Origin of the sequence: Mycobacterium sp. (assembly GCF_052143115.1) — a bacterium.
Classification (GTDB): Bacteria; Actinomycetota; Actinomycetes; order Mycobacteriales; family Mycobacteriaceae; genus Mycobacterium.
Window position 1 is genome coordinate 20,063 of record NZ_JBKQTQ010000192.1, and the last position, 18,165, is coordinate 38,227.

Consider the following 18,165-nt stretch of genomic DNA (forward strand, 5'->3'; position numbering starts at 1 on the left):
CAAAGGGCCAGGGTTCTGTGTCGGGCACCGCTCGTGAGGTTCTCGGTACTTCGGCGGTGCTGGACAGTGCGCACCTCGGCGACATTGAGGGTGCGTTCGGCCGGATCCGGGTGGATGCGACCGATCACGGACGCACGCTCAAGACACGATTGATGACGTTGCTGGCGATCGTCGGTCCGGGCCTGATCGTAATGGTCGGCGATAACGACGCTGGTGGTGTGGCGACCTACAGCCAGGCGGGGCAAAACTACAGCTACAGCCTTTTGTGGGTGTTGTTGCTGCTGATTCCGGTTCTGATCGTCAACCAGGAGATGGTGGTTCGACTCGGAGCGGTCACCGGAGTAGGACATGCGCGGTTAATCAACGAGCGTTTTGGCCGTGGCTGGGGCTGGTTTTCGGTCGGCGACCTGTTCTTGCTGAACTTCTTGACGATCGTGACAGAATTCATCGGGATCTCCTTGGCTGCAGGCTATTTCGGTGTTTCGAGGTACATTGTCGTTCCCATCTCGGCCATCGCCCTAGTGGCGATCATGGCCTCGGGGAGTTTTCGGCGTTGGGAGCGGGCCATGTTCGCGTTCATCGCGGTTACGTTGCTGCAGATCCCAATGCTGTTGTTGTCTCATCCGCAATGGGGCGCCGCTGCCCGTTACTTCGTGGTACCCGGCATCAAAGGTGGGCTCAGCTCGGATGCGGTGCTGCTGATAATCGCGATCGTCGGAACTACGGTCGCCCCTTGGCAGCTTTTCTTCCAACAGTCCAACATCGTCGACAAACGCATCACACCGCGTTTCATCGGCTACGAACGCGCAGACACCACCATCGGCGCGTTTGTCGTCGTCATTGGCGCAGCAGCATTGGTGATGACCGCGGACTGGGCATCACGCTCCACCGGACACTCGACGGACTTCGTCGATGCCGGCGCGATTGCGCGACTGCTGGCTCAGCACAGCAATGTCTTGGGATGGATGTTCGCGATCGTGCTCCTCGACGCGTCCATCATTGGCGCGGCCGCAGTCACGCTGTCTACCAGCTACGCCTTCGGTGACGTCTTCGGTCTCAAACACTCTTTGCACCGTGGGTTTTCCGACGCCAAAGAGTTTTATTTCTCCTACACCGGTATGGTCGCCGCCGCAGCGGCCATCGTGCTGATCCCAGGCGCACCCCTGGGGTTGATCACCACCGCCGTGCAGGCACTGGCCGGCCTGCTGTTGCCCAGCGCCAGCGTGTTTCTGCTGCTGTTGTGTAACGACCGAGAAGTGCTCGGCCCGTGGGTGAACCGCCGCTGGCTCAACATCGTCGCCGGTTTCATCGTGTCGACGTTGCTCCTATTGTCGGGAATCTTGATGGCCACGACCCTGTTCCCGGACGTCAACGTCGTCGCGGTCACCGAGTATCTGGTGGTCGCTATCGTGATCGGCGTCATTGTTGCTGTTGGAGCATTGAGATGGCTCGAACGCCGTCACGGCCCGCAACCTTTCCCGCCGCCCCTGCCCCACGATGCGGATAGAACACAGTGGCGGATGCCGCAGTTGGCGCTACTAGAACCGGTGACGTGGTCGGCAGGCACCAAACTGGGCATGCTGGCGCTGCGCGGCTACCTGGTAATAGGCGCAGCGCTGCTGGTCGTCAAAGCCGTCCAACTCGGAAGCCGTTGAGACAGCGGCCGCGTTAGCGACGCCGCCGGTGACGGACGACGGACGCGATGACTGCCAGCAGGGTGCGCAGGTTCGGGCCGGTAGCTTAATCGCCTATGGGTGCTTTGGACGGACGCGTGGCCTTGATCACCGGTGGGGCTCGAGGGCAGGGGCGCGCACATGCATTGGCATTGGCAGCCGAGGGGGCCGACATCGTGGCGGCCGATGCCCCCGATGCGATGACGGGCCTGACCTACCCCCTAGGCACCGAGGACGATTTACAAGAGACGGCAAAGCTGGTTGAAGCGCTGGGACGGCGGTGCTTGCCGCTAACGCTGGACGTGCGCAATTCGGTCGCCGTCGGCGCCGCGATCAAGCAAACGGTCGCCGACATGGGCAGCCTCGACATCGTCTTGGCTAACGCCGGGATCGTCAGCACCGGGCGACTGGAAGAGGTCACCGACGGGGTTTGGCAGCAGCTGGTCGACACCAACCTGACCGGCGCATTTCACACCTTGCGGGCAGCCATACCGGTGATGCGACAGCAGCGGTTCGGACGGATCGTCGTGACCTCGTCGATGGGCGGCCGAATGGGTATCCCCGAGCTGGCCGCGTACAACGCCACGAAGTGGGGTGTCATCGGCCTCGCCAAGTCCGTTGCCCTGGAAGTCGCCAAAGAGGGCATCACGGTGAACGTCATCTGCCCGACCACAACTCAAACACCGATGGTGCAACCCGCTGGCGGCGACGACATCCCAGACGATCTAGTGCGGCGGATGATGAAAGCCAATCCAATACCTCAGCCATGGCTGCAGCCCGAGGACGTCAGCCGCGGCGTGCTGTACCTGGTGACCGATCCCGGGGTCATCACCGGCAGTGTTCTAGAGATTTGCCTCGGCGGCAGCGCCCGCATCCATTGACGCCAGCTCGCGGAAGTCGCAGAACGCGACACGCTCGAACAGGCGTCTCGCGCTGTGGTCAAAACGTGATAAAGGCGTGATCGAATTGCTTACGCGCCCTTACACTTCCACTCTTCGCGGCGCCCCTACGATGCCAATTGGAATCGTGTCGATTAAAGGGGTCGGAGCCATGCGGGCGGTTGTTCGGTGCGTTCTTGCGGTGATTGTGATCGCTGCGACCGTGGTTGTCGGGCCGGCAAGAGTAAGCCGGGCGGCGGCCACTCAGTCGGAAGGTTCGCCGTCACATCGGTTTTGCCAACGCGCGGCGATGTGGTGGGTGTGGCGCACCCAGTGGTGGTGACGTTCAGCGCGCCCGTCGCCAACCGGCACGCTGCCGAGCGTGCCATTGACATCAAAACGACGCCCGCGATGACCGGCAAGTTCGAATGGCTGGACACCGACGTGGTCCAGTGGGTTCCTGACGGATTCTGGCCGTCGCACAGCACGGTGGCGCTCTCGGTGGGTGGCCTGTCGACGGACTTCAAAACGGGTCCCGCGGTGCTCGGTGTTGCTGATATCTCAGATCACACGTTCACCGTGGCCATCGACGGAGTAGGGGCGGGACCTACGCCTCCACTACCAGCGCCGCACCACCGACCCCACTGGGGAGAACAGGGCGTAATGCTGGCCTCGATGGGTAGGCCGGAATTCCCGACACCTGTCGGCTCCTACACGGTGCTGTCCAAGGAACGCTCGGTGATTATGGATTCGAGCAGCGTCGGCGTCCGGCTCACCGATCCCGCGGGTTACCGGGTCCCGGTGGATTACGCCGTACGTATAACCCGCCGTGGCATCTTCGTGCATTCAGCTCCGTGGGCCGTCAATTCACTTGGGCTGGAGAATGTCAGCCACGGCTGCGTCAGCCTGAGCCCCGCGGACGCTGAGTGGTACTACAACACGGTCAACGTCGGCGACCCGGTAATTGTGAAGGAATAGCGGCGGCGACAGCCGCCGGCTTCATAAGGCTCACGCACTAGATGTTGTGCGGGTGCGCACATCGAGTGATGCTGTGGAACAGAGCTTTTCGTCGTAGTGAGGTCGGCACGATCCTGACGTGCACAACCACGGAATGCAGAGGCGCTGGCTGAGTGGCGCCCCTGGGTCAGGGCTTGACTCGGCGACCGGTCGTCACTCCGGAGGACCTGGCAGAATCGGCTGACCGGGCGCAGGACCGCCGGTCGGCGTCGCACCAGTCGGCGCATCCTTACCCGCAAGGCCACCCACGCCAGTGAGTAATGCGCCCCCGGGTGCCGGGGCACCCGCTATCACGGGAGCACCGACGGGCAAACCCACCGGAGCGCCAACCGGCACTGGGGCACCCGCGCCCGCAGGCACCGGCGCGCCCGCCGGAGCACCGGCAGCCGCCGCAGGTCCAGCCGCGCCGGAGAGTGCAGCGCCAGCAGGCGCAGGCGGAACGCACACCGGCGCGACCACCGGTCCGCCGGCGACCGCCGCCGGTGCAGTTTCGCCCGCAATTCCCTGGACGCACGAATAGCCGCCCGTTTTCAGCGGGGTAGCCGCAGCGTCCGGGCTCAACGCCATGGCGGCCCCGCACAACCCGACGCCGGCAATAACTTTGATACCGAGTCGATCAAAGATCGCCATCAAACGTCAGCTCCTTTGTTGGCCCAAAAGGTGCAGCAGGACCGCATGGTCGTACCTGAGTCGTATTGGACAACGACTCAATTGTTCACAGAGTTGATCTTGAAGACGAGCCGCGTCGCAGAACCGTTCTCGAATGGTGATGCTATGGTGACGTTTGGCTGGCGCTGGTCGCCCCGACGAAGGGCGCAGTTCCGCGGAACCTCCATTACCGTACTCCGCGTAGACGTCCGGTTAAACTGTGCGTTCTCAAAGGAGTTGGCTCATGTGCGCTCGTAGCGGTCGCTTCATCGTTCCGACAGGTGTGCTACGCAGGCTCGCCGAGGACGAGTCGATCCCGGCAGAGTCGCGACAGGCCATACGCGATTGTGTCGCGGTCGAGGAAGCGTGGCGACGACTGCGAAACGCCCAGACCGAGGCGACACAGGCGAGTCTTCTTGCCACCGGGATCACCACCTTGCAAGTTGCCGGTGTGCTGGCGTCTGTACCAGCGGTAACGGTCTACGACTGTAAAAACACTCGATCGCTGCCCGGCTCGCCCGTCGCGAATCCCGGTAGCAGCTCGGACATCACGGCGAGACGCGCCTTCGACACAACCCACGCTGTCGTCGATTTCTATCGGCAGTGCTTCGGGCGGAACTCGGTTGACGATGCCGGCATGACGCTGATGTCGTCGATCCACTACGGGGTGCGCTACGACAACGCCTTCTGGAATGGCGCTCAGATGACGTACGGAGACGGGGACGGCCAAGTATTCACCGACTTCACGAAAGCGGATGACGTGATCGGCCACGAGTTAACGCACGGCGTTACCCAATTCACCGCGGGCCTCGACTACACCGACGAGCCAGGTGCTCTCAACGAGAGCGTCTCCGATGTATTCGGTGCGATGTTTCATCAGTGGCGCAGGAAGCAGACCGCCGTCCAAGCAGACTGGCTCATCGGCGCAGCGGTGCTCGGTCCGGTGGCAATTGCGAAGGGCTACACGTGCCTGCGCAACATGGCTCAACCTCGCTCTCAACAGTGCCTGTCGCCGCAGCCGTCGCACTACAGCGACTATGTTCCCGGCGGGGATCCGCACGAGAACAGCGGCATCCCAAATCACGCCTTCTACCTCGCGGCGATGACTATTGGTGGACGCTCCTGGGAAAAGGCCGGAAAAGTTTGGTATGCGGCGCTGACTAGTCCTAAAGCTCACGCGTCGATGGGGATGGCAGAGTTCGCCAAGCTTACCCGCGCCGGCGCCAGATCCTTATTCCCCGGCGATACCAACGTATATCGTGGGGTGGACGACGCATGGACGCGAGTCGGCATTCCAGCGGCCGACATCTCCGTCTGACCTGTTGTCGAGCCAGGACGATCGAGGCACAGCAATGCAGGATCGCTACATCATCGAGCGACGTGGCGGCTTCGCCGGCCTGAAGGCCAGTGGCGCCATCGATGGTGACGCACTGCATCCTGACGATCGCAAAACACTGGAACAGCTCCTCGACAGCGAAGAACCATTCGCCAGGGATCCCGGAGCTGACCGCTACACCTACGTCGTGACGCGCGAAAACGCGTTGGGAAGCACTACCCGCGAGATTCCCGAAAGCGTGCTGCCCAGTGCGGTGGCAAGTGTTGTCACGCCCGAGATCTGACCACAGCGCACGACCCCGTGCACCAGCGGCCTCAGCTCTTTATTGAGCAAGCAGATTGACGACGCCGGTGAAGACACTCGGCATCGCCGCTGCGGCCGGCACGATGCGCCCCCGTATAGCCGGAAAGGCGCTCGCCTGAAGTAAGGCCGCGGTCAGCATTCGATAACGCCGGGTCATCTGGCGCCATTGGCGGTCGTAGGTGTCCGGGCGCTCCGCGACAACAGCGTTCACCAACAGCTCCGCGGCGCCGAAGGCCAGGCCGAGACCCTCACCGGTGAGAGCGTCGACGTAGCCCGCGGCATCACCGACCAACAGAACCCGACCCGAGGCTCGGCTTGAAACCCGCTGGCGCAGCGGCCCGGCAGCCCGATCCGGCTCGTGCGGCAGACCCTCGATCCGATCTCGCAAAGCGGGAAACTCCGCGAGATGGGAATCGAATCCGCCCCGACGAGACTTCAGCACCGCTACGCCCACGCAGTCGTCGGCTATCGGCGTCACGTACGCCTCGGCACCGGGCGCCCAATGCACCTCGACGTAGTCCGACCACGGCGCCGTGCGCACGTGCCGTCGAATACCCCACCGACGCGCACCCGGGCTCGGTCGCTCCAGGCCCAAGGACCGGCGGATCGGCGAGTGCAGCCCGTCGGCGGCGGCGAGGTAGCGTGCCTGCCAATGCCCGGCGCGAACAGACGTCGCGTCTTGGCTTATCTCACCCACTTCGTCGTGGCAGATCCGCACGCCCGCGCCGGCGGCAGCGTCGAGAAGCGCGCCGTGTAGCACGGTTCGGCGTACGCCGCGCCCAGCGCCACGCCTGAAGGGCGCGTTGACGTGTCGGGTGCCGTCCCAGTAGCTGATGCCCCGGAACGGCTTGCCGTGGGGGCGCACGCCGAGACACTCCAAGTGCCGCAGCGTGTGTGGCATCAGCCCTTCACCGCAAGCCTTGTCGATCGCTCCGCTGCGCTTTTCGACGACGACTACTTCCAATCCGGCCTTGGCGCCGTTGATGGCGGTGGCCAGCCCGGCCGGGCCACCGCCGACGACGAGGAGATCGATCATGCCAGTCCCGCCAGTGCAGCGTTTTCAGTGTGAATTCGCGTCCGCAGCAAGACCGCGTTGAGAACCGAGAACACGAGCCCGGTCATCCACGCGGTGTGCACCAGCGGCAGCGCAAAGCCTTCGGCGATCACCGCGACGTAATTCGGGTGAGGCAGAAAGCGATACGGGCCGCCGATGATCCGCGCCGCACCCGGTATCACGATCACCCGGGCATTCCACTGATATTTCAGGGTGCTGATGCACCACCAGCGCAACGCCTGTGCGGCGATGACAATCGCGAGCATCGGCCAGCCCAGCGCTGCAATGAAGGGGCGGTGCAACACGATCGGCTCGGCCAGGCATCCCACCAGCAGCCCAGTGTGCAGCGCCACCATCACCGGATAGTGTCCGGCGCCGAATTCGACGCCGCCGTGCGCCTGGCTCCAGGCGCGGTTACGTTTGGTCACCACGAGTTCGGCCAGGCGCTCCACGGCGACCGCGCCGATCAACAGCAGATACCAGTTCATGGCAATCAGCGCCAGCGCAGCATCACGAGTTCGGAGCAGAAGCCCGGACCCATTGCCATCATCAGCCCGGGGCTGCCCGCGGCCGGGCGCTTGGCGATGGTGTCGCGCAACACGTGCAGCACCGATGCCGACGAGAGATTGCCGACCTCGCTGAGCGAACGCCATGTCAATTCGAGCGCGTCGTCGGGCAATCCGAGTGAGCCGACGATCGACTCGATGACTTTCGGACCACCGGGATGGCTGACCCAGGTAGGAACATCGGCGATGTTCAAACCGTGGGCTGCAAGGAACTTCGTGACGTCCTCGGGCAGATACGTCTCGACGACGGTCGCAACGTCCGGAGAAAGGATGAGGCCGAATCCGGTGGAGCCGACGTTCCAGCCCATCGTGTTTTGCGAGTCAGGGTAGAGATGGCTCCGGGATCCGAGGACGTCGGGGCCCGCGGCGCCGATCTTCTCAGCGCGCCGTGCGCCGACGGAGACCACCGCCGCAGCACCGTCGCCGAACAGAGCGGTGCCGACCAGGCTGGCGATCGAGCGTCCGGCCGCGGGGTAGGTCAACGAGCACATCTCGACGGCGACCAAGACCGCGACATCGTCGGGTGCACCGCGCAGGTAGTCGTTGAGTCGGGCCACCCCTGCAGCCCCTGCGACGCAACCCAGGCCGAACAACGGCACGCGACGCACATCCGGGCGCAGTCCCAGCCGAGAAGCGATGCGAGCGTCGACGGACGGAACGGCGATACCGGTGACGGTGGTCGAGAAGATGACATCGACGTCCTGGGGTTGCAATCCCGCCTCATCGAGCGCGGCCGTCAGCGCCGCACAACCGAGTTCCACCGCATTCTCGATGAAGATGTTGTTCGCGTCGCCGAAGTCGGTCAGCGACGCGTACTCCTCGAGAGGCCGCACCAGGTAGCGACTGTTGACCTTGGAGCTCGCATGCAGCTTGCGCAGGATGTCCTCGCATCCATCGAAAGCCGGTAACGCGGCGAGCATGTCGGTGATCTCGCTCTGCGCATACCGGTGCTCCGGCAGTGCGCCCTGCACGCCGGCGATGACGCTGCCGGCGGCTTGAACACCAAACTTCTTGCGGCTCAATGACTTTGTCACTTTTATTCATCCTTATCTGAGCGTGTTTCTTGCCGGCGTCGTCGCCGCATTTGGCATACCGTGTCGTCCACGTGGCCCCTCGGCACGCGGACGGCGCGTCTTTCGCTGTCCCCGATCGAGATCGGGCCAGCGGCGTGGGCCCCCACCAGCAATGGCCACGGGTTGTGCGAACCCGGGACCGAATACGCCCTCGCTGATAACACGAGCGCCGGCGCCGGATGGTTCGGTCGGGGGCCCATCAGTCGAGCAGCGGTAGGTTGCGATGCCCCTCCGAAGGCCTCCAGCCATGAGGACCACCCGCCTACGTGAAGCTCATTTCAACGGCCGATGACTTTTGTCAACAGTCGGTGACTTGGAACCTACGCGCACCCCTGACCACTTGTCAACAGCGGATGACATATAGGGTTTCATGATGCCCGAGACCCGCCCTCGCGATGCCGCTCAGACGCGGGCGGACATCCTGGCCGCCGCGCGCCGCCGATTTGCGGCGGAGGGGTTCGAGCGCACCACGCTCCGCGCTATCGCCGCAGATGTCGGAGTGGATGCGGCGTTGGTGATCCGCTACTTCGGCAGCAAGCAAGACTTGTTCGCGACGGCCACCGAATTCAGGATCGATTTGCCCGATCTGTCGGGTGTGGACGCGGACGACATTGCGGACATGCTGCTGCCTCGCTATTTCGCGGTCTGGGAGGACGACCACACGTTCCTGGCGCTGTTGCGCGCGGCGATGACGAGCCGGGTTGCGGCCGATACCTTGAACCAGACGCTGGCCGCCCATGTCGCACCCACCCTGATGGGTGCCACCCCGGACAACCACATGAAGCGAATCGCGGTGACGGACGCGTTCGTGATCGGGCTCGCGGCAACCAGATCCGTTCTGGCCAATCCGCCGGTGGCCAACCTCAGCCGTGAAGAACTCAGCAGGTGGGCTGCCCCGGTCTTTCGTCAGCTCCTGGTCGGGCCGGCGCCGTCGTGATCATGCGTGCGGGTAAACAGCCAACCGGAGTCTCGGCATGACCTCGGTGCGACCTCGCAACGCGAGCCGGACTCGCGCCGACATTTTGGCGGCAGCACGTCGCCGTTTCGGGGCTGAAGGATATGAACGCACGACCTTGCGCGCCGTCGCGGCGGACGTCGGTGTGGATGCGGCGCTGGTGATCCGCTACTTCGGCAGCAAGCAGAACTTATTCGCAGCAGCAGCCGATTTCGCGATCGAACTGCCAGATCTGTCGGGCGTTGATCCCGACGAGGTCGCGAACATTTTGTTAGAGCGATTCTTCGCGGTATGGGAGGAAGACGAGACGTTCGTGGCGCTGTTGCGGGCGGCGATGACGAGCCAGCTCGCGGCCGAGACATTGCGGCAGGTGTTCGCACAGCAGATCGCACCCAAGCTGGTCACCGCCACTCCGGACCACCCCGTGCAGCGGGCAGGGCTGACCGGCGCCTTCGTCATCGGGCTTGCGATGACCCGCTATTTGCTGGTGAATCCGCCGGTGGCCAACCTGAGCCGCGAGGAACTCTGTCGCTGGGCTGCGCCAGTGATTCGGCAGCTGCTCACCGGACCGGCAGCGTCGTAGCTCACGACTAGCGGATGTAGACCTCCCCGCCGGTGGGGTATCCACCGCCATGGGTGGTGATGTGGACGTGGTCGTAGTGGCCGTAGCCGGATCCTGATGGCCCGCTGGGGGTGTAGTAGGTGCCCCGCCAGATGGCGTCTTGCAACGCGAATCGACTCGCGTTCTTGAGCGCGAAGGCCACGATCTCGTTTCCGAGCGCTATGCCCGCCGCGCTACTGGGGTTGGGAATCATCACATCGATCGCCAAACCCTGCGGATGCCATCTCAGTGCGTCGGGTCGCACGCCGCCCATGCTCTTGATCTCGGGGAACGCCGCGCTGATACTGCGAGCGGCCAAAATCGTCTTGACCTGGAGGCCCCGCTCCGGAGCGACTCCCACGGGCAAAACCTGCGGGACATACCTTGGAACCACTCGCCATCTTGATGCCCTCGATGCCGGCTGCTCCTCAGCGGGGCCGGCACTCACGCTGGAAGGAGCCCACGACGACGACGCTGGTGCGGCCGCCATGACCTGGACGCAGCACGGCGCAGCTGCCCCAGCAACCGAATCGGCGTCACTACGGGGGGTGGATTTATATGCACTTCCACCGAGGGCAAATAAAGCGGCGGCCGGGGCCGCCACTACAGCCACTGTGACCGGCACTTTCCGCCGGCTGGTGGCTAATCGGTGACGACCCACGGCGAGCAGCTTACGGGCAAATCAAGAAATAGTCACGATCGGATAACGACCCTTCACATCGGCCAGCTGCTCGACGCGGGCGCAAAACGGAGAGCGCCGGCCGGGGGCAGGGGCCGTCGTTTGTCGATCGATATCGCGTCGAGTATCAGCGCGACGTAGCGGCGCCAGCCGTCGCTGTTCGAATCCATCGTCCACAGCACGCTATGCAGCATCGCGATCAGACGCGGCAGATCGTCGTCGACCAGGTCGGCACGGACGACACCGGCCTGCTGGCCTCGCTGGGCAAGCTCGCTCAGCGCCTCATACAGCGAGGTCGAGATGTCGGGGGTGAGCGACCCGGCCATGCGCGCCGCGGTCAGCAGGTTGTGTTCGCGGGCGCCCAGCGATATCGCCGCGTCGATCAGTTGGGCGAGGCCGCGCAACGGGTCATCGGCGTGCCGGACGGCCTCGATCGTCGGCGTGAGGTCCTCGGCGATGCATTGATCCAGCGCAGCCCTGATCAGCTCGGCCTTGGTCGGAAACCTGCGATAGAGCGTTCGCTCGCCGACTCCTGCGCGACGGGCGATCGCCTCGATGGGTGCTTCCGGCCCCAGCTCATCGTAGACGTCCCGTGCCGCCCGCAGGATCCGCTGGGCGTTGCGTGCGGCGTCCGCCCGCAACGGTCGGTCGGAAACCGCGGTCATAGCGACAGCGTAACTGACAGTTGACTGCCAATCAGCCGGGTCCTACGCTCGGGTAATTGGCAGACAGCTGACACTTATAAGGAAACGTTTGTGACGGCAACAACTTCCGATTCCCGCTCCGAAACCGAGCTTCCGGTCATACCGGCCCAACGGGCCGCGCACTGTCCCCTGCATCCCCCGCCGGAATTCGTCAACTGGCGAGAAGAGCCCGGCCTGCGACGGGCGATGTGGGGCGGCCAACCGGTCTGGTCAGTGAGCCGCTACCAGGACATCAGGGCCGCGCTGGTGGACCCGCGGCTGTCCGCGGACACCATCTCGACCTCCATCACACCGTCGAGCGACGAAGGCACGCCGGTGATCTTTGCACGGACCGACGATCCCGAGCATCATCGGTTGCGGCGGATGATGACCAGCCAATTCACCTTCCGGCGCTGCGAAGCGATGCGGCCGCAGATTCAGGTACTGGTCGACCAGTACCTGCACACGATGATCGACAACGGGCCGCCGGCCGATATCGTGCGCGACTTCGCCTTGCCGGTGCCGTCGTTGGTGATCGCGCTGCTGCTGGGCGTACCGCCCGAGGATCTCGGGCTGTTCCAGCACAACACCACCGTTGGATTGGACACAAGCTCGTCCGACGAGCAAAAGGCCCAGGCCTTCGGGGCGATGTTTGTCTACATCGAGGAGTTGGTGAAGCGCAAAGAGCGCGAACCCGGCGACGATCTGATCAGCCGGCTTGTCACCGACTACGTCGCGACCGGGCAACTCAGCCGCGAGACCGCGGCCATGAACGGCGTCATCATGATGCAGGCCGGCCACGAAACCACCGCCAACATGATTTCGTTGGGAACCGTTGCGCTGCTGGAGCATCGCGACGTGTTCGAACGGCTCGGTCAAACCGACGATCCGGCCGTGATCGCCAACGCCATCGAAGAGCTCATGCGCTATCTCACCATCGTGCACGCCCAAGTGGATCGGGTGGCGACCGAAGACCTCACACTCGGCGGTCAGTTGATCCGCGCCGGAGACAAGCTCCTGATGAACCTGCCCGCCGGAAACTGGGACAGCGAATTCGTCGACAACCCAGAGACTTTCGATATCGACCGGAACGCCCGGGGACACTTGGGCTTCGGCTACGGTGTGCACCAATGTATCGGAGCCAACCTGGCTCGAGTCGAAATGCAAGTCGCATTTGCGACGCTGGCGCGGCTCCTACCTGGACTGCAATTGGCGGTATCGCCGGATGCACTGCGATTCAAAGACTCCGACATCTACGGGATGAAGGAGCTACCGGTCACCTGGTGACTCAGGGAGATTCAGTGCCATCGAGCAACGACATGCGGTTCGACGAACAGGTTGCGGTCATCACCGGCGCCGGCGGAGGCCTGGGCAAGCAGTACGCGCTGCTGCTGGCATCGCGCGGCGCGCGGGTCGTCGTCAACGATACCGGCGGTTCGGTGACCGGAACTGGCTCGAACACCGACGCTGCACACGCTGCCGCAGAGGAGATACGCCGGCAGGGCGGTGAGGCAGCCGCCGACACCAACAGCGTAACCAGTCCCGAAGGCGGACAGGCGATCATCGACACCGCCCTGCGCAGCTGGGGACGGGTGGACATCGTGATCAACAATGCGGGCATCGTCTGCGACGCGCCGTTCGAGGACGTCACCGCCGATCGGCTTGCACCCCTGTTGGATGTGCACCTGAAGGGCGCCTTCTACGTGACCAGGCCGGCGTGGAAGGTGATGCGCGAGCAGCGCTACGGCCGAATCCTCAACACCTGTTCTGCGGCCGGGATCCTGGGCGCCGAGCGGATGAGCAACTACGGCGCGGCCAAGACCGGGCTGATCGGCTTAACCCGCGTGCTGGCCGCCGAAGGCGCCGACCACAACATCAAAATCAATGCCATCGCTCCGATCGCCTACACGCGGATGCTGGCACACTCCATCGACGGCGCCGGCCAGCCGGGCGACGCGTCGGCGCAGGAGGTCTTGGACGACCTTGTGGCCCAATACCTTCCGAAGTTGGACCCAGCCCTGGTGGCTCCGGTGGCGGCCTTCCTGACGCACCGGGAGTGCCCGGTGTCCGGAGAGATCTACACGGTTGGCGCCGGACATGTCGCGCGATTCTTCATCGGCAGGACGAAGGGCTTTTACAGTCCCGCGCTATCGGTTGAGGCTGTGCGTGATCATTTCGACGAGATCCGCGCCGACACCGACTACACCGTGCCGAGCGGTCCCGCTGACGAGATGAGCACGCTGTTCGCGACCATCATGGCGAACCAGCCCGACTGAAGCTACAGATGAGTCGCGGCGAAATCCGCGGCTTGGGCCGTCATGCCATTCACCAGGTATTCAGCGTGCGCGAAGTTCGGCGCCCCGCCGGCATCGCCACCGCAGATCGTGTCGCCGGGGGCACACAAGTCGATGGTCTTGGGCACATACAGCGGGCCGATGACGATCGCCGGTGCGCCGTAGTTTTGCAGCCACGCTGCCGACGGTTTTCCGAAGAGGGTCACCGCGGCGACGTGGTTGGCTACCTCCGGCGGCATCGGCTTGGGTAGGAAGGGTACGTACTCAGCCGGTATCCCCGCTGGGATGGAAGCCGACGTGACGAAACCGGCCACGACCGCGCCCTGGGAATATCCGCCGAGCACGATCCGGGTCTTAGGGCAGTTCGCCGCGGTTGCCTCGATGTGACCGCCCGCGTCTTTGATCCCGTCGACCACGCTTTGGGCGAACTGGATGCGGTCGGAGAAATCGCTGCTGGCTTCGTAGTTCACCGGATAAACGTCGAGCGACTTAGCGCCGACTTGCGAGCGCAGCGCGTCGACGAATGGCTCTCCGATCCCGCCGACACCGGGCGGCTCGCCGGTACCGCGGGCGAATACCACCTCGACGTCCGGGCATGGCTGCGCTGACGCGACCGGGATGGGCGCGCTGAGCAACCCCCCGGCGACGACCAGGGCGGCAATGACGAAACGCGCGATCTGACGTGGGCACATGGTCAACATTGTTGCCCTTTACCCCCGAACATGTCCTGTTATTCCGATCGCACGCGTCACGGTGCGGCGGCCGGGCCGGTGCGGGACCAGGCGGTTAGGTTGATTCCTCTGAACCATCCAGGACGCTGACGGCGATGCCGTACGGCAGGAATCGGACCCTGCGGGTCGCATCGGTATTGCTCTGGTTCGCGCGCAGCGCATCGAGTTCGGTGGCGTACACCTCTTCGACCCGGGCGCCGCCGTCGGTGCTCACGGTGTAGATCGCCCAGACACCGTCACCGGCCTCACCGGCGGTTTCCGGCCTGGTGCGCATGCGCCGGGCCAGGTCCTCGAGCAGCCCAGACCATCCGGCCCGGTCGCCCGGGATGAAAAACCGGCTGACCCCCTCGAATGCGTCGCGCAGTCCCTCGCTCGCGTCGCGGAACACTCGATCGAAGTCGTCGGGATCGAATCCAAACCGACCGTTGTCGTCCATTGCGGCCTCCTGGCAGCTCACACCGATAACACCAGTGTGCGCATAACGGGCGACCTGCGCCACGTCTAGTAGCCGTACCCGCCATATGGGTACTGCGGTTGATAGGGACTTTGCGGCTGATAGGGGCTCTGCGGCTGATAGGGGCTCTGCGGCTGCTGGCTCGCGCCACCTTGACCGTCGGGCACCCGAACCGGTATCGGCACCGGCCAGAACGGCAGCCGCAAATACTCCGTCGTCATCGGCACCGACGTTGTCGGGGTCGTCGTCGCGGCGGTCGGCGACGGCGTCGTCGTGGGCGTGGTGCTCGTGGTGGTGGTCGGCGGCGGTGTCGTCGTCGACGTCGTGCTCGTTGCCTGCTGCGTGGTGCTCGGCGGTGGCTGATAGGTCCTCGGCGGTGGCTGATAGGTCGTCGTCACCGGTGGTGGCGGCGGAGGCGGCGGAGCCTCGCTGGTGACGGGCGGCGCGACCGTGGCCGCCGGGGCGGTGCTCGGAGGCGGTGGCGGCACCGGGCTCGGCGACGGAACGTTCGGCGACGGGGGGTTGGAGCTGGGAGGCGGTGGCGGCGGCACGGCCGAGGTGCTGGAGGGGGCCGGGGCCGGCGGGTGGCTGGTTGTGCTGGTCAGCGTGAATGCCACCCCGCCGATGGCGACCATCGCGAGCAGCGCAGCGACTCCTAAAAACAGCTGCGGCAAGCGATTTCCGCGATACGACTCCTCCGGCTCGTCAACCTTCGGCGACTGGAGCAACTGAGACGGGGTAACGTGGACGTCGTCGTTATAGGGCTCACCGGTGTAGACCACCGGCTCGTTGGCCGAGTCGTCGGCCTCCGACCACGCCAACTGATGAATCGTCTCCGACGGGTCTTCGGAGAACGCACCGGCGGTCGGGACGCCGAACGTGCCGGTGGAGGCACCGAGCATGTCAGTGGACGCGGTGAAGGTACCGGTGGACGCGGCGAGACTCCCGGTGGGCGCACCCGCCATCGCGGCCATTGTCGTCGATTCGAGCTCGTCCTCCTCCCGCCGCTCGACCGGGTTTCGCGCGGAGAGCATCAACCCGCCGACCGCCATGGCCAGCCCGGGCTGAACGGCGGTCACCACCGAGTCCTTGACATGAGCCGAAAGACGCTGGGCCACAAGCGGAATCTTGGCACTGCCGCCGGCCATCGCCACCGCGGCAAGATCTCTGCGGCGAACTCTGCTGCGCCGCAACATGTCATCGAACGCGGAGAGCACGCCGTCCAGCCGATTGTCGATCAGGCTCTCCAGCTCGGCTCGACTCACCTGGACATTGGCACGCTGTCCGGGCAGTTCAACGACCAGCTCGGTCACCGTCTCGTCGGACAGCCGCTCCTTGGCCAGACGGCATTCGTCTCGCAGACTACCGAACTGCCCGACCACGCCGGTGCTGGCGGGATCGGCGCCTTCGGTGTGACCGATGTTCTCCAACAGATGCACGAGCAGCGCCTGGTCAACGAGGTCGCCGGAGAATTCCGGATAGCGCACCGTGTCGGCAATGGGGGTGAAACCCGAAGCGGCGTCGGCCAGTGTGATGCTGGTGCCCGAACCGCCGAAGTCAAAGAAGGCCACCACACCGTTGGCAGGCAGGCGGTCATCGGAGTTCAACGCCGTCAACGCGGTAACGGAATCGGAAACCAGCCGCGGCGACACCCCGCCCCGCACGAAACCGGCGTGTGTGCACAACGCGTCCTGCAGTCCCCGCAGGGCTTGCGGTTCCCAGTGCGCGGGAACGGCAATCGTGATGTTGGACGTCGACGCATCGCCACCGCTCGCATTGATCAATGCATCGAGGGCCTCCACCAGCAACAGCGCGGGGTCATGGGTCGATCCGTCGGCGGATGTCATAGCACTTGACCCACCGACCCGCTCGACGAAGCCGGTCATCAATGTGCCGGTATCAACAGCGTCCGTATCCTCCATGGGCACACCGAGTTCCGGTGCACGATCGGGAAAAAGAGTCAACACGGCGCGGCGCGAGACGGGTGGGTTCCCGCTGCGGACCGCGACTAAATTGGTGGTCCCGATCGATAACCCCAACGGGTCATACATAAAGCGAATACCTTCGTCGATAGCGGTCGGTGGCCAGGGTTAACCTTAACCGCGGGCACGCTACGAGGCTCGGGCACAACCTGATCGGTATGTGGTCGATGCGGTTGTGTCACCGAAGTGATACAGCCAACGTCTTGACAGATTCGGTCGGCTTCACACCACCGTCAGCGGCAGCGATCGCCTCGGCTGGAATTGGAACGTCGACCCGCCGCTGACCTTGGCTATCGACACCTCAGGTAGCTCCGTTGTCGCAGTGTCGGTTTCGGATAGCTCAGCGGTCCAATCGGTATTGCCCCCGCTGATTCGGACTTCGATATGCGGGTCCACCGCGGTGGCGATGGCCTGCAATGGCTGCACCGACTCCGGCGAGCACAGCGAGATCCAGGCGGCATCGTCGTGGGCCGGTGATTGGTGAACATGCAGCTGACCGGATGTTTCCGCGTTGACGTAGCCGAGCGGGTTGAACAGCGGATGCAACTCGAAAACCCGCAACACGCCGTCGATCCCGCCGGGTAGTGACAGCGCCCGGTGGATGCGCTCGGCGCCGAGCCCAGCCAAGCCGATCAGCTGGCGGGTACCCACCGAGGCGGCCAGCGCGGTGTTCGAGCCTGCGCGCGCTCGCACCGCGACCGCGAAGGACAGGTACAGCAGATGCATCTGCAGGCACACCTCGTCGGCCATCCGCACCAGCGCCGAGTGGGAAAAGGCGCCGAAGTCGAGGTCGGAGACCAGTGAGCCGGAATAGTCGGCCAATCCGTCGTCGGAGCGATCGATCGCGTCGAGTTCCCATGTCGCAGTACGGGTTTGCCGAACTAGATCCACCGCGGGGATGCTCTGGGCAGGCGGGTAGGACTCGTCGATGATGACGGTCCACGCGCAGTGCGGATGCCGGTCGGACGGAACCCGGGGTGGCCGATGGATGGGACGCATCTGCGCGCGGGGGTTGGTCGCCACCGCGGTAGCGTCAAACGTCGGGTCTTCGATCGTGTGGCACATCCCGAAGACGTACTCGTCGCCCATCGGCTCCACGTCGAGCAGCGCGCCGCAGTGGTCGAGGTGAAATTCGCCGTGCCAACGGTCGTGGATGGTGTAGCGGAAGTCCATGAATTGCGGCGGCGCGCCGATGTCGAGTTGTAGGCCCTTGAAGATCGTGGGCACGTCGTCACCTA

At 64.5% G+C, this 18,165-nt stretch carries 18 protein-coding genes and 1 pseudogene; 9 read left to right on the forward strand and 10 right to left on the reverse strand.

Annotation, left to right across the window (positions count from 1 at the left end; translation table 11 throughout):
* Positions 1–17 precede the first annotated feature (17 nt).
* The 3 genes and pseudogenes from ACLQI9_RS20280 (at position 18) to ACLQI9_RS20290 (ending at position 3,529) form a co-directional block, all read left to right on the forward strand.
* The gene (locus tag ACLQI9_RS20280; RefSeq protein ID WP_442384534.1) at positions 18–1,655 is read left to right on the forward strand and encodes an NRAMP family divalent metal transporter; all 1,638 of its coding nucleotides are present in this window, start codon (positions 18–20) and stop codon (positions 1,653–1,655) included.
* Between the two features lie 95 nt (positions 1,656–1,750).
* On the forward strand, positions 1,751–2,554 hold the full coding sequence (locus ACLQI9_RS20285; protein WP_442392061.1) for a mycofactocin-coupled SDR family oxidoreductase: 804 nt from the start codon (positions 1,751–1,753) through the stop codon (positions 2,552–2,554).
* Between the two features lie 169 nt (positions 2,555–2,723).
* A pseudogene (locus tag ACLQI9_RS20290) lies at positions 2,724–3,529 on the forward strand (L,D-transpeptidase).
* 192 nt (positions 3,530–3,721) lie between these two features.
* On the opposite strand, the gene ACLQI9_RS20295 reads toward ACLQI9_RS20290, so the two are convergent.
* Positions 3,722–4,198 carry a hypothetical protein gene (locus tag ACLQI9_RS20295; RefSeq protein WP_442384510.1) on the reverse strand — a complete coding sequence of 159 codons (477 nt, stop codon included), beginning with the start codon at positions 4,196–4,198 and terminating at the stop codon, positions 3,722–3,724.
* A 262-nt stretch (positions 4,199–4,460) separates the two neighbouring features.
* Between ACLQI9_RS20295 and ACLQI9_RS20300 the strand changes: the two genes are divergently transcribed.
* Both ACLQI9_RS20300 and ACLQI9_RS20305 read left to right on the forward strand, forming a co-directional pair.
* Positions 4,461–5,534, forward strand: coding sequence for a M4 family metallopeptidase (locus tag ACLQI9_RS20300; RefSeq protein ID WP_442384512.1), 1,074 nt, complete (start codon positions 4,461–4,463; stop codon positions 5,532–5,534).
* Between the two features lie 34 nt (positions 5,535–5,568).
* On the forward strand, positions 5,569–5,835 hold the full coding sequence (locus tag ACLQI9_RS20305; RefSeq protein WP_442384514.1) for a protealysin inhibitor emfourin: 267 nt from the start codon (positions 5,569–5,571) through the stop codon (positions 5,833–5,835).
* A 39-nt stretch (positions 5,836–5,874) separates the two neighbouring features.
* On the opposite strand, the gene ACLQI9_RS20310 is transcribed toward ACLQI9_RS20305, so the two are convergent.
* The 3 genes from ACLQI9_RS20310 to ACLQI9_RS20320 are packed head-to-tail and all read right to left on the reverse strand — an operon-like array spanning position 5,875 to position 8,509.
* Positions 5,875–6,891, reverse strand: coding sequence for an NAD(P)/FAD-dependent oxidoreductase (locus tag ACLQI9_RS20310; RefSeq protein WP_442384516.1), 1,017 nt, complete (start codon positions 6,889–6,891; stop codon positions 5,875–5,877).
* Positions 6,888–7,397, reverse strand: a complete 510-nt coding sequence (locus ACLQI9_RS20315) for an isoprenylcysteine carboxyl methyltransferase family protein (protein WP_442384518.1) — start codon at positions 7,395–7,397, stop codon at positions 6,888–6,890. The genes ACLQI9_RS20310 and ACLQI9_RS20315 overlap by 4 nt, the downstream gene beginning before the upstream one ends.
* Before the next feature lie 5 nt (positions 7,398–7,402).
* Positions 7,403–8,509 (reverse strand): type III polyketide synthase, encoded by a 1,107-nt coding sequence (locus ACLQI9_RS20320; protein ID WP_442384520.1) that lies wholly within the window; start codon positions 8,507–8,509, stop codon positions 7,403–7,405.
* A 412-nt stretch (positions 8,510–8,921) separates the two neighbouring features.
* On the opposite strand from ACLQI9_RS20320, the gene ACLQI9_RS20325 reads away from it, so the two are divergent.
* Both ACLQI9_RS20325 and ACLQI9_RS20330 read left to right on the forward strand, forming a co-directional pair.
* Complete coding sequence (locus tag ACLQI9_RS20325) at positions 8,922–9,485, forward strand: TetR/AcrR family transcriptional regulator (RefSeq protein ID WP_442384522.1); 564 nt, start codon at positions 8,922–8,924, stop codon at positions 9,483–9,485.
* Between the two features lie 37 nt (positions 9,486–9,522).
* Positions 9,523–10,086 (forward strand): TetR/AcrR family transcriptional regulator, encoded by a 564-nt coding sequence (locus ACLQI9_RS20330; protein WP_442384524.1) that lies wholly within the window; start codon positions 9,523–9,525, stop codon positions 10,084–10,086.
* A 7-nt stretch (positions 10,087–10,093) separates the two neighbouring features.
* Here ACLQI9_RS20330 and ACLQI9_RS20335 read toward each other — a convergent pair whose 3' ends face one another.
* Together ACLQI9_RS20335 and ACLQI9_RS20340 are read right to left on the reverse strand one after the other, a co-directional pair.
* Complete coding sequence (locus ACLQI9_RS20335; RefSeq protein WP_442384526.1) at positions 10,094–10,765, reverse strand: hypothetical protein; 672 nt, start codon at positions 10,763–10,765, stop codon at positions 10,094–10,096.
* A gap of 53 nt (positions 10,766–10,818) precedes the next feature.
* Positions 10,819–11,448, reverse strand: coding sequence for a TetR/AcrR family transcriptional regulator (locus tag ACLQI9_RS20340; RefSeq protein ID WP_442384528.1), 630 nt, complete (start codon positions 11,446–11,448; stop codon positions 10,819–10,821).
* A gap of 90 nt (positions 11,449–11,538) precedes the next feature.
* Here ACLQI9_RS20340 and ACLQI9_RS20345 point away from each other — a divergent pair, with 90 nt between their 5' ends.
* Both ACLQI9_RS20345 and ACLQI9_RS20350 read left to right on the forward strand, forming a co-directional pair.
* The gene (locus ACLQI9_RS20345) at positions 11,539–12,753 is read left to right on the forward strand and encodes a cytochrome P450 (protein ID WP_442392062.1); all 1,215 of its coding nucleotides are present in this window, start codon (positions 11,539–11,541) and stop codon (positions 12,751–12,753) included.
* Positions 12,754–12,785: 32 nt separating this feature from the next.
* Complete coding sequence (locus ACLQI9_RS20350; RefSeq protein ID WP_442384536.1) at positions 12,786–13,742, forward strand: SDR family NAD(P)-dependent oxidoreductase; 957 nt, start codon at positions 12,786–12,788, stop codon at positions 13,740–13,742.
* 2 nt (positions 13,743–13,744) lie between these two features.
* On the opposite strand, the gene ACLQI9_RS20355 is transcribed toward ACLQI9_RS20350, so the two are convergent.
* The 4 genes from ACLQI9_RS20355 to ACLQI9_RS20370 all read right to left on the reverse strand — a co-directional run.
* Complete coding sequence (locus tag ACLQI9_RS20355; RefSeq protein ID WP_442384538.1) at positions 13,745–14,452, reverse strand: cutinase family protein; 708 nt, start codon at positions 14,450–14,452, stop codon at positions 13,745–13,747.
* A 94-nt stretch (positions 14,453–14,546) separates the two neighbouring features.
* A complete protein-coding gene (locus ACLQI9_RS20360) occupies positions 14,547–14,927 on the reverse strand; it encodes a hypothetical protein (protein WP_442392063.1) in 381 nt (126 codons plus the stop codon).
* A 65-nt stretch (positions 14,928–14,992) separates the two neighbouring features.
* Positions 14,993–16,867 (reverse strand): Hsp70 family protein, encoded by a 1,875-nt coding sequence (locus ACLQI9_RS20365; RefSeq protein WP_442392064.1) that lies wholly within the window; start codon positions 16,865–16,867, stop codon positions 14,993–14,995.
* Between the two features lie 282 nt (positions 16,868–17,149).
* The coding region (locus ACLQI9_RS20370; protein WP_442392065.1) for a hypothetical protein at positions 17,150–18,165 on the reverse strand (1,016 nt) is incomplete at its 5' end.

What these genes read in the sequence shown, in the direction of transcription:
- ACLQI9_RS20285 (WP_442392061.1), top strand. Translation starts at nt 1,751, where the DNA reads ATGGGTGCTTTGGACGGACGCGTGGCCTTGATCACCGGTGGGGCTCGA.
- ACLQI9_RS20295 (WP_442384510.1), bottom strand. Translation starts at nt 4,198, where the DNA reads ATGGCGATCTTTGATCGACTCGGTATCAAAGTTATTGCCGGCGTCGGG.
- ACLQI9_RS20300 (WP_442384512.1), top strand. Translation starts at nt 4,461, where the DNA reads ATGTGCGCTCGTAGCGGTCGCTTCATCGTTCCGACAGGTGTGCTACGC.
- ACLQI9_RS20305 (WP_442384514.1), top strand. Translation starts at nt 5,569, where the DNA reads ATGCAGGATCGCTACATCATCGAGCGACGTGGCGGCTTCGCCGGCCTG.
- ACLQI9_RS20310 (WP_442384516.1), bottom strand. Translation starts at nt 6,891, where the DNA reads ATGATCGATCTCCTCGTCGTCGGCGGTGGCCCGGCCGGGCTGGCCACC.
- ACLQI9_RS20315 (WP_442384518.1), bottom strand. Translation starts at nt 7,397, where the DNA reads ATGAACTGGTATCTGCTGTTGATCGGCGCGGTCGCCGTGGAGCGCCTG.
- ACLQI9_RS20325 (WP_442384522.1), top strand. Translation starts at nt 8,922, where the DNA reads ATGCCCGAGACCCGCCCTCGCGATGCCGCTCAGACGCGGGCGGACATC.
- ACLQI9_RS20330 (WP_442384524.1), top strand. Translation starts at nt 9,523, where the DNA reads ATGACCTCGGTGCGACCTCGCAACGCGAGCCGGACTCGCGCCGACATT.
- ACLQI9_RS20340 (WP_442384528.1), bottom strand. Translation starts at nt 11,448, where the DNA reads ATGACCGCGGTTTCCGACCGACCGTTGCGGGCGGACGCCGCACGCAAC.
- ACLQI9_RS20350 (WP_442384536.1), top strand. Translation starts at nt 12,786, where the DNA reads ATGCGGTTCGACGAACAGGTTGCGGTCATCACCGGCGCCGGCGGAGGC.
- ACLQI9_RS20355 (WP_442384538.1), bottom strand. Translation starts at nt 14,452, where the DNA reads ATGTGCCCACGTCAGATCGCGCGTTTCGTCATTGCCGCCCTGGTCGTC.
- ACLQI9_RS20360 (WP_442392063.1), bottom strand. Translation starts at nt 14,927, where the DNA reads ATGGACGACAACGGTCGGTTTGGATTCGATCCCGACGACTTCGATCGA.
- ACLQI9_RS20365 (WP_442392064.1), bottom strand. Translation starts at nt 16,867, where the DNA reads ATGGAGGATACGGACGCTGTTGATACCGGCACATTGATGACCGGCTTC.